A 14,528-nucleotide genomic window follows, 5' to 3' on the forward strand; every position below is an offset into this window, starting at 1 on the left:
TTCAACTCCTGTTCATACCACAAGACAGCTCTGACAACATGACTCAGAGATTCCGGGCGTTTGTGCTGATGTCTATGCTTTCAAAACCCTCACCCGGCCCAACAGGGTCATCGGTAGCAAGTCAGTCGTCGACAGGATTCGTGACGGGGCGGAGTGGGGCCATTTTCTCCCATTTTCGGTGGCACGGGATGCACAAAGACGCCAAGTTCCCAATGGCATTGCGTTCTTCTGGATCGTCTATTTGCCGTGCCGGTGTGATGTGATGAACATCAAGCTTCTGGCCATATTGGCCGTAGTGTTCTGCTTGTGGAAGTCCACAAGACACACACTGACAACCGTCTCGCTCGCGGACGGCTTCTTTCTTCGACTCGTTCCAGCCAGGGCCATACGGCAGTGATCCTCCTAACCAGTTTGGATTGTTCTCACCCGAAGAAGTCTCAGCGAGCCATTCCTGAAGACAGTCCGTCCCACGACAGAAAGTGTGGTCAACAGAGTCCTTGTAATACCGCTTACGCACAACCCCAGAACCGCACCACCCGCACTCGAGGGTTACCCGATCGTAGAGTGGATTATCTTCGCCGGTGGCCCAGTTCTCCAGCTTCCATTCGGTTTCACAGATCCTGCCACAGAAGAAATGCTCTGAGCGTCCTTCCACACGATCTGTTCTCCGAGTAAGTTCAGCATCGCAAAACGAGCAGTTAACTTTGGTGTGCGAATCTGCTCTCCAATTGGGGTGATCTGACCCTTGGATCCTTTCGGATTGCCACTTACCTCGGCAGTTTTTGTTGGGACAGAACACGCGCTCTGATTGCTCAAGGTGCCACTCTGCTATCTCGAACTCGTCTCCACAGAAATGGCATTCTACGCTAGTACGCTTCCTTTGGTGCTTTGCGCGGCACTCGTTGTTGCAGTAATGGTCATCATACCGCTCCACGCGGCTAGGAGTGACCGTTTTGACCTCACCACACTGCGCACATTCGACCTCGACACCTGCGATACTCTCATCATGTACTTTCGTGTGGTGTACTTTCACACCGCGTTCATTACCGAATTCATCCCCGCATGTCGGACACTTGTGCGTCCCGTCACCACTCATCGCCTCACCCCAGAGCGACTCCACGAGCACCTCCAGCTGCAGTACTGCTTGTCGCGAACGGCTTTCGGACAACGCATATTCAGACACTTTTTCATCATATCACACAACCAACTCGAAAATTGTTACCTCCGACGGCGCTTGTGGCACGTTGGCTACTCCAGATCGATCCCCAGACTCTCAGCAGTCTCTTCAACCGTGAGGTGTGAGTCGGCGTCCTCGAGTTCGTCCAGCCGCTCGAGGATGATCTCTCGCTCGTCGGGGAGCATCTCGTCCTCGGGTGGCTGTGGGGGCGTCTCGCCGTCGGTAGCCATACTCGATGGGTCGGTGCAGTAGCGGATAAGCCTTTACGCCAGCGTGGGTTGCATCGCATCTCCTCGCAGGCGGTGGTTCGTGGCTGGAGGTCCAGCCAACGTGGTTGGGAAGTGGTCGGGGTCATCCTCAAGCGAACGGTTGAGGAACCAACGGTCGACTGGGTGAGTAGCCATCGCACAGATTTTCGTCCCATCTGCCCCCAGAGCTACGCGTTGTACGTGCTTTGTAGCCGCTCTTGCTCGTCGCGATACTTCTCGAAGCGGGTGAGCCAGAACGCACGCTCGGCCTCGCTCATCTCGAAGAGGAACTCTGCAGGCCGGTAGCGCTGTTTGCTATTCAGCCACTCGAGGAAGTCTCCGAGAGCATCTTTTCCAACATCTCGGCCTGCCTGGACGTCTCTTCCCCGCGACCAACCATCAAAAAATCTTGGTAGAGCTCACCGACTTCGTCTTCAGTAAGTCCGAGGCCGGTACGCCAGACCGACGGCTCCTGCAGCGACGGGTCGACGGCGTGGTCGGAGAGTGTATCCTCCATTTTGTCGAGCCCGACCTGTGCCTCCTGGAGGAGATCGAACAGGCTGGCCCCTTCCTGGGCGTCCTCGAGGATCTTCCGCTGGCGGTTCTCGAACTCCTGTTTCGTGTCCGGGTCGGGGTAGAGGAACTCGACCTCGACGCCGTGCAACTCCACCGTGAACGAGTCGTGGGCTCGAGCCTCGAAGATTTCCTGGGCCTTTCCGTAGAGTTCGGTGCGTTCTTGCTTGCGCTGTTCTCGAGCGTGCTGCTGCTCGCTCTCGTGTTCCTCGAGCGCCTCCTCGTTCGACCAGGAGACGCTAACGCTATCGGCACTCATAGATCATCACTCCGCTGGTTCGTCGCGGAATCCGAGGGCGTACTTCTTGCCCCGGATATAGATCGTCAGTTCGGTGTTTCCGGGATCGGTCTCACCGTAGTCGAGGCCTTCAGCGGCGATCTCGCAGTTCGCGAAGACAAAGGTCTCGACGGGTTCGGCGTCCGTCTCGCTCGGGTCATCGTCGAAGCTCTCGAGGACGACGCCGCCGACGACTGCCTTCTCAGTCAGTTCGCCGGTCTCAGTATCGACGAGGCCAGCGTCCTCGAAGTGCTCGAGACCGGGCGTGCTGAAGTGGTTCGTCGTCAGTGTCTGGGCCTTGTGCGTTCGACCCTGGAACGTGATCGAGCCGGACGCAGGGTTGACCGAGAACTCCTCCCAGTCGTTGTCGATCTCAAAGCCGTCGTGTGCGTTTCCAACGTACGTTACCTCCTGTTCGCCGGTCATGATGTCATCGAGGACGGCCTCGTCGACGTCGGCGTCGATGGTGCCAACGCGGTGATTCCCGCCCGTGATGACGTTGTCGGGTAGATCGTTTGTCATAGTGTAGTCGTTGTGTGTCGGTTATCGTCGCTGTCGAACTGTGATTCGCCAGTCCTGGATCATCGCTACTCGGTTGCCGACCACCTCTTCCCAGCTCCCGGATGCAACTTCGCCGGGCTCGGCGTACGGCGACTGCGCGCCGACGTCGAGGCGCTCGGCGATCTCGTGCATGATCTCGGCCATGCGGTAGGTCGGCGCCAGCTGTGCAGTTCGCCAGTCGTCTGTCGCGACGACCGAGAACTGGAACCGGAACGTTCGCTGCGTAGCCGCGCCCATCTGACTCGAGGACTCAGTAATCGGCTGGACGCGGACGACGACTGAGTGTTCTTGGGCGTCGCGAGGCCAGCCCTCGTCGATCGCGTCCGCGGCCTCGAGAAGGTCAACTAGATCGTCAGAATCTCGCAACTCTTTGATGACGTCTTCTAAAGCGGTGTGAAGGCCGTATCTCATGCCATACCACCCGCTCGAGGACGATCATCAGAGAGAGAAAGTGTAGATGAGGCAGAGTTACGTGCGGCGGGCAACTTCAACCAACTGGGGTGTACCAGCACCCCAGTTGTCAATTGAATCTGCTCATCTACCTGTTTGGCGTAATGGCCCTTATTTGGGCCGGCATCGGGGGAGTGATAGTCCTCCTCCGATGCACACCCGACAGTTGGACGGACCTCACTGTAAAGGTTGGGTTCCTCCATCTGCGGGCCAGCAAGTCCGACGACGAGTGATCGTTGCCGGGTGTGCTGTACAACGTTGACCTTTTTTTCGGTGTGCATTGCTCCTTGGCGTACGGCATCCTGCAACTCCTCGAGCAGGTCTGTGATCGCATCCTGCAGAGCGTCGTGAAGTCCGTAATTCATTGACGCGCCTCCTCTGCAGCCTCGTAGACGGCTTCCCGAATACGACGCTCGAGATCGCGGATCTCGCGTTCGATCGCCGGCCGGATCATTGGCTGTGCGGCCATCCGGTTGGTTCCAAATTCGACGAACGCAGCGTATGCTGCCTCGTTGCCGATTTCGGCTATGATCGTCTCGCCCTCTGTCTCGACTTCTGAGGTCCACGCGCCGCGCAGGTTTCCGGTGTCGACTGGCGATCGTCGCCGTGCATCGGCTTCGATCTCCAGCGAGCTTTCAGTCATCGCCACGACCAGCTCCTCGTCGGATTCTGCGAGCATCTCCTCGAAGACGTCTTGGGCGTTCTCGGGATCAAATCCCGACTCCCACTCGAGATCAAAGTCCAACGCGGCTCACCTCGAGTTGGACGTACTCCGGAACCGCTGAGTCAAGCCGTCGAAGGTTCGGCTCCTGAACGACGAAACGGCCGTCGCTACGGTGGAGTTCAACGCGGTCGTCGGCGCTGATCTCGAGCTCGTACTTCCGACCGTCGATGGTGCCGACGTCCTTGGGATAGGCGTACACCCGGTAGACGTCGGCCGGCCACTCGCCGTAGACCTCTCGGACGTACTCGGCGTCGCGTTGCTCGACGCGGACGTGGGCCAGCTCGACATCGTCCTCATCGTAGACGACCTCGCCGTCGACGTACTCCCACTCGTCGTCCTCGAGCCCAAGCGGTACCCAGTCGTAGACGGGTTCGGGGTCGTCACTGTAGGGATCGTCGGCAGTGTCGACCTGGCGCTCGGCGAAGAACATCGCGCGATCGTTCTCGAAGCCTGTGATCATGTGTCGGTCACCGATTTCGTGATGACGACGGGGTCGGTCGAGTTGCCGATCGTGCCGACGGCCACAACGAGGTCGAGACTTGGGTACGTCCAGGTCTCGAGCGTCGCCGGCATCTTGAGATCGTCAGTCATCGTGATAGCGACATGGCCGTTCCCGGCCGCAGGTCTCGCCGTCGGACTTCTCGACCGGACACTCAACTGGCTCGAGGTATCTGGACTCGATGGCCACGTCGACGGCAACCTCGAGGACATCGCCAGGCTCGTACTGCCGGCCGCCACGTCGGAGTCCGGATTGGTTGGTGACACGTGCTCGGACCATCAGGATCAACCTCGCGTGTCCGGCACAGCGATCGAGGCAGTCTTGTCTGTCCCGCCGACCCCGATCAGTTCGTCAGTCGCTCCGAGGCGGCGGGCGTCGGCCCGAAGCTCTTCGACCATCGACTCCTCGTAGGATTTCTGGGCGTTGCCGAGCTGCTGACTCGAGGTTGCGCGATCGAGCTTCGTCGCGATGTGCAACGCAGCCAGCACTGCTTCGAGGTCGCGGCGATCGGGCTCGTCGAGAACTGGAACGCCATCGTCTCGATCGATGTCGCGTGCCTTCCGCTCGATCACTTTCGTGATCCTGTCGTCCTCGAGGTTCGTATCGATCTCGAGGCGGACGTCGTCCGGCTCGGCAAGCGTCATCGATCAGCCCTCCAGTTCGGCGAGCCGGCCAGTAATCGAGTCGACAGCCGTGTCGCGTTTCTTGTTGCTCTGCTCGGCTTCGAGGATTCCGTGGAGCAACTCCAGGTCGTCGACGTTTCCGAGTCGGGTCTCGAGTTCGTCGACGGTCAGCTCCGACGGATGCGGGTCGAGTTCGTCCTCAGGAATCGGCTCGATGTCGTCGTCTTCCTCGTCGCCATCGTCACTGTCGACCGGCTCGAGCGTGTTCGGGTGCTTCGCTGCGACCCGTTCCAGGACCTCGAGTGTGTCGTCGCGGGTGAACTGCTCTCGATCAAACCGGAACTGCGAGCCGGCAACCCGAACGCGGACTGTGTTGTCTGTCATCGTTGGTGGGCTCTTTAGGCGTCGATGCCGGTCATCCGAACGATGCCGCGGATACCGTCCGGGCTTCGGCGGACGAACGGCGTCCGGCTCGAGAGCGTTTTGTTACGCAACCCGAAGCCGCCGTCGACCTCCCAGTTAGTATTTGTGACGCCCTGGGCGTTCACGATCTGGAAGTACCGCGTGTCGTTCAGCAGCAGGATGCACGTGTCGCCGTCCAGACGCGGCGCTGGCACGATGTTGAGGTACGGGTACTTCCGCTCAAGGCGCTCCATGATCGGCTCGTCGGTCGCCTCAGTCTCGTAGTCCTCGCGGTCGACTTCGCCCCAGAGCTTGCGCGGGACGAAGACCCAGCCGCCGACCTGCGAGACGAGTGGGACGTCGTCTTCGTCCTGGACGTCGTCCTGCTCCTCGACCGTGTCGTGCAGTTCCTTGAAGTCGGCGAGGATTTCGTTGGGGTCGCCGATCCAGCCGTTCGAGCCGCTGGCCTGCAGGATGAGGTCGTTGTCACTGTCGAGGCCAGTGACCGCGAGCGTTCCTCGATCGGTCGGGACCTCTCGACCCTCGCTGTTCCAGAGCATGCTGTGCTCGGATCGGTTGAGCGCACGACGGGCTTCTCGGCCGACGGATGCGTCGAGATCGTCGCCGAACTGCATGGCGTTCTGGACTTCGCGGCTGTCGAACTCGTAGTCGACGTGGTGGATCCAGAGCGGGACGCCGTGCAGTGCGTTGGCCGGCATCTCCTGAACGCTTCGGGCTCGAGCGTTCATGCTGACCGTCGCGTCCATCCGCTCGCTGCGGAGGCGGTCGAAGTAGGCGTAGCGGAAGAGCGACGCCGAGACGCTGAAGCCAGCGCCCTCGAGCTGGTCGATGACGGTCGACTCGACGAACTGGTCGTCGAGGATGGTCTCGGCGTACTCCTGCCAGGAGTCGACCTGGAGCGAGGAGTCTGCCGTGAGTTCTGCCTTCGGGCCCTGGATCCCGACCGCCTGGTCGAGCTCCTCCCACATGTCGGGGCCGATCGGAGACTGGGCGCGGATCTGCTTCCACGCGTTCTCGCGGACGCTCTTGACCGGGTTGAACAGCGCCGTCTCGTGGAGACGCGTTCCTGCTTCGAACTCCTCGGCCATCTGCGGCTGCTGTGCTTCTACACTGTCAGAAGTGCTGATTGCCATCTTGAATCACCTCAGTAGAACTCCACGAGAACGTGGGTTGGGTCGTCGCCGTCCGACATCTCGACGTCGTCTTCCTGCGCGATCACGCCGATCGCGTCTGTTGGGTCGCCGTCGAGGACCTCGAGGTATCCGTTGGCGTTCCAGCCGACCTCGTCGCCCTCTCCGTACGTGTCGTCGCTGGCGTCGTCGTCGACGTCAGCGTACGAGATCAGGAGCCGAGCCTGATCGTGCGATCCGAAGCCGAGCGTCTCGACGTTTGCCTCTGGCTCGTAGGTCTTCTCGAGCGGGCTCTCATCGTCCTCGATGCCGCGACTGCCAGGGTTGCGCTGTTCGCGAACGACGCGGCGAGTTGGCGAGTCAGCGCCGGCGGCCTCGAAGCCACCGTCGCCGCGGACGACGCCCTGGCCGGGCTCGAGTTCCTCGAGTGCCTCGCCTTCGTCGAAGGCGACCTGGTTGTGTACCTTTGCTTTGACCGAGTTCGTGGTGTTTAGTGGTCCTGCCATCTGTCGTCACCTCAGTTGGCGACCCCCGTTCCGTAGGCGTCCAGATCGTCCTCGGCGTCGTCGTCGGTCGACGGCGTAGTGTCGGGAGCGCCGATCGACGCCGTCAGCCCAGCGGCGCCGGGCAGACCCGAGCCACTCTGGCCAGTGACGTTGTCGTGGACGTCGTCGACGATCGAGTCCGCCGAGGCCATGAGGTCCTCGCGGTCGTCCTCGTCGTAGGAATCGCTGTTTGCGATGATCTCCTCGACCTTCTGGCTCTTCGTCGCCTGCTGCTCTGCCTGAGCGAGGAGTTCGTCGGCGTTCTCCTCAGTCACGAAACCACGCTCCTGCAGGGCGTCACCCAGCTGGTCTGCGGCTTCGTCCGCAGTCATCTCGCCGAGGGTCTTGCCGCCGTCGTTGGTCGTAGTGTCAGTCCCGTCGTCGGGATCTCCGTTGCTGCCGCTCTCCGCGGCGAGTTCGTACGTCTGTTTGAGCACGTCGTCGTCCATCGCCTCGAGGGACTCCTTGTCGAAGCCCGCGTTGGCGGTCAAGAACGAGACGTACTGCTGTCGAGTGTTGTCGTCCATAGTTGGATCTGAGTCGTCCACAGGGGATCCCGACCCGGTGCCGGTTGCCGCCCCCGTCGTTTGCTGGCCATCGGCGTCGGCCGTGACGTCCGCTTCGTCCGGAGCGACGCCGACGAACGCGCTGTCGTAGAAGTGGCCGCCGTCGGCGCTCGTGATGTGGTCGAGTTTCTCGCCGTCCTCGCTCGCATAGTGGAGCGCGACGTAGACCTCGGCGTCCTCCTCGAGCGGGTCGTCCAACTCGATCTGGATGCCGGCCTCGATCTCACCAGGCGCCACCGCGTCAGCCTCGCCGATCGAGGAGCTGAGCCCTGGGCCGATGTCCGGATACTCCTCTCCCTCGAGGTGCGCACACACAACCCAGCGCGCATCCTGGAAGCCGGCCTCGGCGACGCGGATCGTCTCACCGTCAGACGTCTGCGGTTCGACGTGGATGAAACCACGCCGGTCGCCGCGATCGCCGATGATGCCGAACTTACGGGCCAGCCACTCGACGATCCCTTCCGGATTCTCGGGGACGTCAGCATCCGCGTGTGTCGCCGAGGTCAGCTGCTCGGCGAACTCATCTGAGTGGGTGAACGACGCCAGTGCCTCGTTCGGGCCCCACTTTGCGGTGTTGCTCGGCGAGTCGCCTTTCGAGACGACCGACAGGTCCAGGAACTTGATGTTCGACGCCCGGACGTCGGCCTCGAGGCCGTCGTAGGGCTCGACCTGGAACCGTGGATGGACCGAAACCTCGTAGGTCTCCCCGCGGACGCCGTCGGCGATGTCCCGGTCGTGTGTCGTCGCCTCGTAGCCGACTGCTTCGGCGCCCTCGAGCCAGCCTGCCTTCGCCACTTTGCCGACCGTCTCGTCAGTCGGCGGCGGGTAGACTGGCTGGCCGTCATCGTCTGCAGGATGGTCGGTCGTGAGCGGTTCGCCGGCCTGTGACTCGGCCGCTTTCTTGAGCTCCTCGCCAGGCATCAGGACTCGAGTCCCGTCGTCCATGTGGAGGATGTCACCGGCGGCGACTGCGATCCCGCCGAAGCGCCACGGCGGGCCGTCGTCATCGTCGTCCTGACCTGCGGTTAGCCTGGCCGTTCGGGCCGACACCCGCAGGTCGTGAGTACTGTTGTTCTTCATGATCATGTCGGCCCGGGACCTCGCCTCTCACGCCGCGCCGGCCGATCCGGAAAAGCGTGGGTGTCGTGTGAGGGTCATCGGTCCCGGATTACGCTGCTGTCTGCTGTGGTGAGAAGTGCGCGACCAACTCCTCGGCGCCGTCGTCGTCCGCTGCTGCCAGCGCCTCGTAGCGCTCTCGAGAGTCGGCGACGAACGCGCCAGCCCGGAGCATCGCAACGAACTGCTTCGGGTGCTCGAGGTACGCCGACGCCGCAGCTTCGTTGACCACGGGAACGACGGCGCAACGGCATTGAGGGTGGATTGCCGGCTGGTATTCGCTACCCTCGAACTCGTCCAGTTCCCACGGGCCCTGGGAAGCCACCTCGGCACACTGCTCGCAGACGGCCTCGTCGCCGGCCGTCTGGACCTGAACCTCTGGCTCGATGCCGACCTCCTCGACACCCTGCTGTCGGTACCGCTCAACTGAGGCCTGGGTGTGGGCGTTGATCGTCTCCGTCCGAGCCAATACGGTAGCCCGCGTCTTCCCGATCTTGTCGACGCGATCGGTGAGCCGACGTGCCATCTCTCGAGGGTTGACGCCCTCGGCGAGCCCGTCGGCGAGCTCTCGAGTGACCTGCTGGGCGACCGCGTCACAGATGCCGTCGAGTTCGGCGTAGTTGCGGGCGAACAGCACGTGCAACTTGCGCTCGTGGACCGGCATCTCGACGACGTCGGCTGCCTCCGTGGCAGCACCAGCACTGACGCCGGCTCGTTTGAGGTTCGAGTCAGCATCCTCGACACCGCGTTCGTAGGCACGGCGGATCCAGACGTTCTCGTCTCGGTCGATCACCTCGAGAACTTCCGAGTCCATCGCCTCGTCGAGCCACGCCTCGAAGCGTTCGACTCGCTCGCCCGGGTCGATCGTGCTCAGGTCCGGCGGTCCGTCGACGCCGGCGAACGTCTCGAGTAGCTGGTCTATCTCGTCATCCGTGAGGTAGGTGTCCTCGAGCCCGAAGATGTCGTCCTCGGTCACTCGCTCGCGGATGGCGGTGTTGATCCGGCCGAACGCGCCACGGAGACGCTGGCCGTACGTCTCTCGGATCGTCTTCGTCTTCGTGGGATCTTCCGAGGCTGTGAGTTCTCGAGGGCGTTCGTACGTTGGGTTGAACGACATGCTCAGTCACCGGCTTGGAGCGACTGCCACTGTGCCTCGACCTCGTCGTTGTCTTCGTCGAGTGGTGGCAGTTCCGCAGTATCGAGTTCTGCTGGCAGCTTGCCGTCCTCGATGTACTCGAGTTGCTGCTCCGGCGTGAGGATGCCAGGGGCGACTTGCATCCAAGTCTCGAGGACGTCGGCCCGCGTCTCGCGGACGTCGGCCTGGTCGGCCTCACTTAGCTCTGCCAGCGGCTTCCAGATGGTGTCGTAGCCGTCGCCGGCTGGCGGCTCGATCGAGCCGAAGTCGACGAGTCGGTCGATCAGTTCCCGCACGATCAGCGGCTCGACGAACTCGTTCCGTCGCTCCGAGATCTTCCCGTACCATTCCTTCAGGTCCTGCGTGGTCGCTCGCTCGCCAGTCTCGTTACCCTTCAGGACGGACTGCGGGATCCCCGTCTGCGAGGAGATCGCCTCGATGTTCGGATCGATGATCGGGCTCGGCTCGATCTCCTCGCCACCGAGTGACTTGACGTCGTCGGCGCCGTGGGTCCGGAGCACGTTCTCGAGGCCGTGCTGCCAGCGCTGGAGATGTTCTCGAAGTTCGTCGCCACCGTCGTCGACGTCGAAGTTCTCCGAGATGTTGATGTGGATCCCCCACGCCGCTGCCCGGTAGGCCAGCTGGCCGGCAGATCCGAGTGTGCGCTCGATGTCGATCAGGTTGTTGTAGACCGGCTTCTGCCGAGGGATGCCGCGGAGTTCGTCGTCGAGCAGCTCGTCCGACGGGATGTGGATGACGCGGCTCCAGTGGACCCAGACCGTCTCGGGGCCCTCTTGTCGGATGACGCCCTCGTTCTCGTTCTCGTCGCTGAAGTCCAGTTGATACCTGATCGGCTCGTTCCACCGGCCCGATCCCGGCCCGCCGACGCGGACGTCAGCGACCGACGCCCTCGAGAACGGCCGCAGCCCGGTCAGTTCGCTACCCTGCTCGACTGGCGTATCGAGGTCACTGGGGTCCTCGGTGTCGTCGAACTCGAGGACGAGCGCGCCGAACTTGCCGATCCCTGCGAGCTTGTCTGCCCGGCGGCAGTAGTGCCACAGTCGGAGATCGTCGACGAGGTCCTCGACGTCTGCCTCGAACGAGGTCTGATCTGCGCTGCCCGACGGCTCGGCGTGGTCGTCGATCTCCGGTGGATCGCGCCAGGTCGTCTCCGGCGGCAGGAACGTGACGGCGTAGGCGTACGGGTTCCGCAGGGCGAGGGCGAAGTAGTCCTCGACGGTTGGGTTCTTGTCCCAGTTGAAGACCTCGTAGTAGTCCTCGTCGCCCGGTAGGTTCTCCCCCAACGCCTGGGCGAGAGCAAACCGCATCTGGAACTCCTGCCGCGTCGAGAGGCCTCCGTCTCGAGTAACGAGCTCTGCCTCTGTCTCAGTATCTTCGTCAGTCATGATCTTTGAAAAGGCCTACCAGGTGCCGCTGCCGCTGTTGGTGTCGTCGTCGTACTCCACCGCTCGCATCGCGATCTCGATCGCATCCAGGCGGTCGTCGTGTGAGGCGTTTGGGAACTGCAGCCACTCCTCGACCTCGAAGTTGCGCCACTCCTCATCGGTGGGCGAGCCGACGATCCGTAGCGTGGAGCTCTCGAAGTCGGCCGCCATGTTGTGGATCCGTTCTTCCTTGTCGCCGCTCGAGGAGTCGCCCTCCGCCGGGATCGGCGAGTCATCGCGAAGACGCTGGGCGACGCCACGGTTGGCGTTCTGCTCGACCAGCATCTGATCGACGTCGACGTCCTCGAGGTGCTCTTCTGCCCAGTCGGCAGACTCTTTGACCGACATGCCGCGGTCGCGGACGAGCGTCGTCAGGTAGCCTCGCTCGACGTCGGCGTTCCAGGCGATGACTGCAAGTGCGGTCCAGTCGGTGTCGTCCTCAGCGGCCTGCTGAAGGTCCTCGACGAGGCCGATGTCCATGCCGGCGTACCACTCGTAACTCGAGCGGGGTTTCGGGAGTTCGTCGACGTAGGTGAGCCAGTCGGACTTGAACACCTCGCCGGAGAGAGCGTGGGGATCCTGCTGGTTCTCCCGTCGCCAGATCGGCGTCGTGTTGTCGCCGTCGACGATGTCGTACAGCAGCGACTCCGCCGGCTTGTGTTCCGGCCAGAGGACTGTCATCGGCTCGTCCGGGATCACGCCGTTGTTCGCGAGGTTGACGTCCGCCGGCAGGTCGCCGACGTCGGCGTAGACCTCGCCGTCGTCGCCGCGAACCTGCCAGGCCCGCTGCTCGACGAGTGGCCAGTCCTCTTCGGCGATCGCCTTGTAGGTCCTGGCGTCCCAGCTCGCCGAGTTCAGGATGTCCGTCTCGTAGATGTCCTGCGGGTGCTTCCGCGTGCCGATCATCGCCTGGACGCCGTCGCACTCGAGGACGGAGTCCGGGTCGATCAGGTTCTTCTCGTAGTCGCGGAAGTACTCCCGGACGTTTCGGCGCTGCTTCGCCGTCCGCTGGTTGTCCCAGTCCGCGATGTCGTCCCAGACGATGACGTCGAAGTGCTTTCCGGTCAGCTGTGACTCGAGGCCGTACGGCGAGATCGTGGGCTCCTTCTCGGTGTTCGCTGCCGTGTTGAGTTGCTGGCCGGCGGCGTTCTCGATCTCAATCCCGAACTGTGGCGCCCAGTGTTCGACGGCGTCGACGACCTTGCTGGTCCGTTCGGCTGCGAGATCGGCCGTCTTCGAGATCACCGCGACGCGGACGTCGGGGTACGAGAGGATGACCCACGTCGGGAACACGACGCCGATCCCCTCGCTCTTGCCGTGGCCTCGAGGGAGCAGTCGCGCGATCTTCGTCGCTGCGTATGGAAAATCCGGGTCGACCGCCTTCCAAAGCGCGTTGTACAGCTCCTTCAGGTGCGGGCCCGGTGGCAGTGAGTAATCGAACAGTTGGATCGACGCGATCGCCGGGTGTGCGAGCGGGTTCCGCTCGGCGATCTGCATCACGTCTGCTGCCTGGCTCATGTGTCTGGCTCTTCGTCGAAGGCCTCCTCGAGCGCCTCCTTATCCTCGCTCGAGAGGGTTAGCTCGAGGCTGTCCTGCATCGCGTCGGCTTTCTGACTCTCGGGATCGTCCAGGAGCCCGAGGTCTTTGAGCCACTGCCGGCGGTCGCTCGAGAGTTTCCGTTGCGCCTGGATGACGACGCTCTCCTTGTACGTCTCCACAGTCACGGAGCCGTCTTCAGGGTTGAAGTCGCGTTCCGTCTCGCGATCGACCAGCGGGTTGCCCGACTCGAGCGACTCTGGCTTGTCGTTCGCCCACTGGTCGAGGACGACGTCTTTCACGTGACTGATCGAGAGGCGTTCAAGCTCCATCTCGAGCCCTTTCGGCGGCTCTCTGCCGTGACGTCGCTCGTACTCCTCGAGGTAGTCCTCGAAGATCTCGTCGGCGAGCGCCTGGAGCGACTCGTCGAGGACGTCGGCGTAGAAGCTCTTCTCGTCAGTGTAGCCGCCGTGGGTCGTCCCGTTCGTGTTGCCCGCTGGGGCGCCGGCGCCGGCTCGAGCGCCACCAGACCCGGCGTTCCCGCCGTGATGCTTGCACCGACCCTCACCGACGTGATCCGTGCCACGTCCCGGGGTCGATCGGCAGTAGGCGACGAACACAGTCTCGCCGTCGCGCCTTTCCGTGCGCTTGCCACGGCAGTGTTCGTCGGTCGGCTCGAGCGTCGGGACCTCGTCCGACGGCTGGCCGACCAGCTCATCTTCGTCGACGTTCATGGGATTGATTAGTTCACCAAAGAGTCAGTCGCCGCTCGAGCGTGCTTCAGGGTCGATCTCGAGCGCTGCGAGGACCGCCGAGGTTCGTTTAGAGGGCGTATAGCCAGTGATGAACGCGCGGTGTCGTGCCTGGTCCCACGGGACGTCCTCGCCGTACGCCGGCGTCGGGAGTGAGAGGTCGATTACCGTCTCGCCATCGCGAAGGAACCAGTGAGCGCCGTCGGCGTCATCGTAGACGTCGTCCCAGCCGATGCAGTACACCTCGAGATTGCTGTCTGTGCCGCCTCGAGCGTGGAAATAGGCCTCGCTCAGGACGTAACAGGCTTCTCGAATCGGGTCGACACCGTCGGTTTCGTAGTCGTCGTGGCGGACGTCCGGGTTGTTGCGGACGTACTCACGAAGCCGGCGAGCCGTATCGTCCGGCTCGACGAGGATCTCGAGATCAGTCATGTGTTATCTCCAGTACTCGAGTTGCGGCGCTTCGCGACAGCGTAGCCAGCCGTCGGGAGTGCCGTCCCAGATGATGAGCCAGCCACCCTCTTCGATCTCTTTGACGTCGTCTCCGCGCTCGAGATCGTCGCTGGACATCGCTCAGTCGGTCGTCGGGTTGATCTTCCCGCAGACACGGCAGAACGGGTTTGCGCCCGGACGGTCGATGATGTCGGGGTGGGCGCACTCGTCGTCATCGTCGCGATCGTCACCCCAGTACTGTCCAGAGGGCATAGCGGTCAGCGACCCTCCTCGAGGACGAGGTCCCACGCGATCG

Annotated in this window: 22 protein-coding genes; all 22 read right to left on the minus strand. The window is 62.7% G+C overall.

From position 1 onward, the window contains the following. Positions 1-121: 121 nt before the first annotated feature. Complete coding sequence (locus AArc1_RS19695) at positions 122-1,096, minus strand: HNH endonuclease (RefSeq protein ID WP_133412359.1); 975 nt, start codon at positions 1,094-1,096, stop codon at positions 122-124. 152 nt (positions 1,097-1,248) lie between these two features. Further along, a complete protein-coding gene (locus AArc1_RS18770) occupies positions 1,249-1,407 on the minus strand; it encodes a hypothetical protein (RefSeq protein ID WP_154670857.1) in 159 nt (52 codons plus the stop codon). Between the two features lie 337 nt (positions 1,408-1,744). Further along, positions 1,745-2,257 (minus strand): hypothetical protein, encoded by a 513-nt coding sequence (locus AArc1_RS14205; RefSeq protein ID WP_117364991.1) that lies wholly within the window; start codon positions 2,255-2,257, stop codon positions 1,745-1,747. Between the two features lie 6 nt (positions 2,258-2,263). After that, on the minus strand, positions 2,264-2,797 hold the full coding sequence (locus AArc1_RS14210) for a hypothetical protein (RefSeq protein WP_117364992.1): 534 nt from the start codon (positions 2,795-2,797) through the stop codon (positions 2,264-2,266). A 21-nt stretch (positions 2,798-2,818) separates the two neighbouring features. Beyond that, on the minus strand, positions 2,819-3,247 hold the full coding sequence (locus tag AArc1_RS14215) for a hypothetical protein (protein WP_117364993.1): 429 nt from the start codon (positions 3,245-3,247) through the stop codon (positions 2,819-2,821). Further along, positions 3,244-3,651, minus strand: coding sequence for a hypothetical protein (locus AArc1_RS18535; RefSeq protein ID WP_133412360.1), 408 nt, complete (start codon positions 3,649-3,651; stop codon positions 3,244-3,246). Before AArc1_RS18535 ends, AArc1_RS14215 begins: the two co-directional genes overlap by 4 nt. Continuing rightward, positions 3,648-4,031: an HK97-gp10 family putative phage morphogenesis protein gene (locus AArc1_RS14225; RefSeq protein WP_117364995.1), complete on the minus strand. Its 384-nt coding sequence runs from the start codon at positions 4,029-4,031 to the stop codon at positions 3,648-3,650. The genes AArc1_RS18535 and AArc1_RS14225 overlap by 4 nt, the downstream gene beginning before the upstream one ends. After that, positions 4,021-4,470: a hypothetical protein gene (locus AArc1_RS14230; protein ID WP_117364996.1), complete on the minus strand. Its 450-nt coding sequence runs from the start codon at positions 4,468-4,470 to the stop codon at positions 4,021-4,023. The genes AArc1_RS14225 and AArc1_RS14230 overlap by 11 nt, the downstream gene beginning before the upstream one ends. Next, complete coding sequence (locus AArc1_RS19540) at positions 4,467-4,601, minus strand: hypothetical protein (protein ID WP_267130071.1); 135 nt, start codon at positions 4,599-4,601, stop codon at positions 4,467-4,469. The genes AArc1_RS14230 and AArc1_RS19540 overlap by 4 nt, the downstream gene beginning before the upstream one ends. Beyond that, complete coding sequence (locus AArc1_RS14235) at positions 4,594-4,788, minus strand: hypothetical protein (RefSeq protein WP_117364997.1); 195 nt, start codon at positions 4,786-4,788, stop codon at positions 4,594-4,596. Before AArc1_RS14235 ends, AArc1_RS19540 begins: the two co-directional genes overlap by 8 nt. A gap of 5 nt (positions 4,789-4,793) precedes the next feature. Continuing rightward, positions 4,794-5,153 (minus strand): hypothetical protein, encoded by a 360-nt coding sequence (locus tag AArc1_RS14240; protein ID WP_117364998.1) that lies wholly within the window; start codon positions 5,151-5,153, stop codon positions 4,794-4,796. Positions 5,154-5,156: 3 nt separating this feature from the next. Further along, entirely contained in the window at positions 5,157-5,516 is a 360-nt protein-coding gene (locus tag AArc1_RS14245; protein WP_117364999.1) for a hypothetical protein, read from the minus strand. 14 nt (positions 5,517-5,530) lie between these two features. Beyond that, positions 5,531-6,688, minus strand: coding sequence for a major capsid protein (locus AArc1_RS14250; RefSeq protein WP_228442336.1), 1,158 nt, complete (start codon positions 6,686-6,688; stop codon positions 5,531-5,533). An 11-nt stretch (positions 6,689-6,699) separates the two neighbouring features. Next, entirely contained in the window at positions 6,700-7,191 is a 492-nt protein-coding gene (locus tag AArc1_RS14255) for a hypothetical protein (RefSeq protein WP_117365001.1), read from the minus strand. 11 nt (positions 7,192-7,202) lie between these two features. Then, positions 7,203-8,876 carry a DUF7282 domain-containing protein gene (locus tag AArc1_RS14260; protein WP_117365910.1) on the minus strand — a complete coding sequence of 558 codons (1,674 nt, stop codon included), beginning with the start codon at positions 8,874-8,876 and terminating at the stop codon, positions 7,203-7,205. A gap of 88 nt (positions 8,877-8,964) precedes the next feature. Then, positions 8,965-10,029, minus strand: a complete 1,065-nt coding sequence (locus AArc1_RS14265) for a minor capsid protein (protein ID WP_117365002.1) — start codon at positions 10,027-10,029, stop codon at positions 8,965-8,967. Between the two features lie 2 nt (positions 10,030-10,031). Then, positions 10,032-11,453: an anti-CBASS protein Acb1 family protein gene (locus tag AArc1_RS14270; protein ID WP_117365003.1), complete on the minus strand. Its 1,422-nt coding sequence runs from the start codon at positions 11,451-11,453 to the stop codon at positions 10,032-10,034. 15 nt (positions 11,454-11,468) lie between these two features. Next, a complete protein-coding gene (locus tag AArc1_RS14275) occupies positions 11,469-13,010 on the minus strand; it encodes a phage terminase large subunit family protein (protein ID WP_117365004.1) in 1,542 nt (513 codons plus the stop codon). Continuing rightward, complete coding sequence (locus AArc1_RS14280; RefSeq protein WP_117365005.1) at positions 13,007-13,762, minus strand: hypothetical protein; 756 nt, start codon at positions 13,760-13,762, stop codon at positions 13,007-13,009. The genes AArc1_RS14275 and AArc1_RS14280 overlap by 4 nt, the downstream gene beginning before the upstream one ends. A 24-nt stretch (positions 13,763-13,786) precedes the next feature. Then, complete coding sequence (locus tag AArc1_RS14285) at positions 13,787-14,212, minus strand: hypothetical protein (RefSeq protein ID WP_117365006.1); 426 nt, start codon at positions 14,210-14,212, stop codon at positions 13,787-13,789. Positions 14,213-14,215: 3 nt separating this feature from the next. Next, positions 14,216-14,350: a hypothetical protein gene (locus AArc1_RS19545; RefSeq protein WP_267130072.1), complete on the minus strand. Its 135-nt coding sequence runs from the start codon at positions 14,348-14,350 to the stop codon at positions 14,216-14,218. A 3-nt stretch (positions 14,351-14,353) separates the two neighbouring features. After that, entirely contained in the window at positions 14,354-14,485 is a 132-nt protein-coding gene (locus AArc1_RS19550) for a hypothetical protein (protein ID WP_267130073.1), read from the minus strand. Positions 14,486-14,528 lie beyond the last annotated feature (43 nt).

It is taken from the genome of Natrarchaeobaculum sulfurireducens, from assembly GCF_003430825.1.
GTDB classification, from domain to species: domain Archaea; phylum Halobacteriota; class Halobacteria; order Halobacteriales; family Natrialbaceae; genus Natrarchaeobaculum; species Natrarchaeobaculum sulfurireducens.

What these genes read in the sequence shown, in the direction of transcription:
- AArc1_RS19695 (WP_133412359.1), bottom strand. Translation starts at nt 1,096, where the DNA reads ATGAGTGGTGACGGGACGCACAAGTGTCCGACATGCGGGGATGAATTC.
- AArc1_RS18770 (WP_154670857.1), bottom strand. Translation starts at nt 1,407, where the DNA reads ATGGCTACCGACGGCGAGACGCCCCCACAGCCACCCGAGGACGAGATG.
- AArc1_RS14205 (WP_117364991.1), bottom strand. Translation starts at nt 2,257, where the DNA reads ATGAGTGCCGATAGCGTTAGCGTCTCCTGGTCGAACGAGGAGGCGCTC.
- AArc1_RS14210 (WP_117364992.1), bottom strand. Translation starts at nt 2,797, where the DNA reads ATGACAAACGATCTACCCGACAACGTCATCACGGGCGGGAATCACCGC.
- AArc1_RS14215 (WP_117364993.1), bottom strand. Translation starts at nt 3,247, where the DNA reads ATGAGATACGGCCTTCACACCGCTTTAGAAGACGTCATCAAAGAGTTG.
- AArc1_RS18535 (WP_133412360.1), bottom strand. Translation starts at nt 3,651, where the DNA reads ATGAATTACGGACTTCACGACGCTCTGCAGGATGCGATCACAGACCTG.
- AArc1_RS14230 (WP_117364996.1), bottom strand. Translation starts at nt 4,470, where the DNA reads ATGATCACAGGCTTCGAGAACGATCGCGCGATGTTCTTCGCCGAGCGC.
- AArc1_RS19540 (WP_267130071.1), bottom strand. Translation starts at nt 4,601, where the DNA reads ATGACTGACGATCTCAAGATGCCGGCGACGCTCGAGACCTGGACGTAC.
- AArc1_RS14235 (WP_117364997.1), bottom strand. Translation starts at nt 4,788, where the DNA reads ATGGTCCGAGCACGTGTCACCAACCAATCCGGACTCCGACGTGGCGGC.
- AArc1_RS14240 (WP_117364998.1), bottom strand. Translation starts at nt 5,153, where the DNA reads ATGACGCTTGCCGAGCCGGACGACGTCCGCCTCGAGATCGATACGAAC.
- AArc1_RS14245 (WP_117364999.1), bottom strand. Translation starts at nt 5,516, where the DNA reads ATGACAGACAACACAGTCCGCGTTCGGGTTGCCGGCTCGCAGTTCCGG.
- AArc1_RS14250 (WP_228442336.1), bottom strand. Translation starts at nt 6,688, where the DNA reads ATGGCAATCAGCACTTCTGACAGTGTAGAAGCACAGCAGCCGCAGATG.
- AArc1_RS14255 (WP_117365001.1), bottom strand. Translation starts at nt 7,191, where the DNA reads ATGGCAGGACCACTAAACACCACGAACTCGGTCAAAGCAAAGGTACAC.
- AArc1_RS14260 (WP_117365910.1), bottom strand. Translation starts at nt 8,876, where the DNA reads ATGAAGAACAACAGTACTCACGACCTGCGGGTGTCGGCCCGAACGGCC.
- AArc1_RS14265 (WP_117365002.1), bottom strand. Translation starts at nt 10,029, where the DNA reads ATGTCGTTCAACCCAACGTACGAACGCCCTCGAGAACTCACAGCCTCG.
- AArc1_RS14270 (WP_117365003.1), bottom strand. Translation starts at nt 11,453, where the DNA reads ATGACTGACGAAGATACTGAGACAGAGGCAGAGCTCGTTACTCGAGAC.
- AArc1_RS14275 (WP_117365004.1), bottom strand. Translation starts at nt 13,010, where the DNA reads ATGAGCCAGGCAGCAGACGTGATGCAGATCGCCGAGCGGAACCCGCTC.
- AArc1_RS14280 (WP_117365005.1), bottom strand. Translation starts at nt 13,762, where the DNA reads ATGAACGTCGACGAAGATGAGCTGGTCGGCCAGCCGTCGGACGAGGTC.
- AArc1_RS14285 (WP_117365006.1), bottom strand. Translation starts at nt 14,212, where the DNA reads ATGACTGATCTCGAGATCCTCGTCGAGCCGGACGATACGGCTCGCCGG.
- AArc1_RS19545 (WP_267130072.1), bottom strand. Translation starts at nt 14,350, where the DNA reads ATGTCCAGCGACGATCTCGAGCGCGGAGACGACGTCAAAGAGATCGAA.
- AArc1_RS19550 (WP_267130073.1), bottom strand. Translation starts at nt 14,485, where the DNA reads ATGCCCTCTGGACAGTACTGGGGTGACGATCGCGACGATGACGACGAG.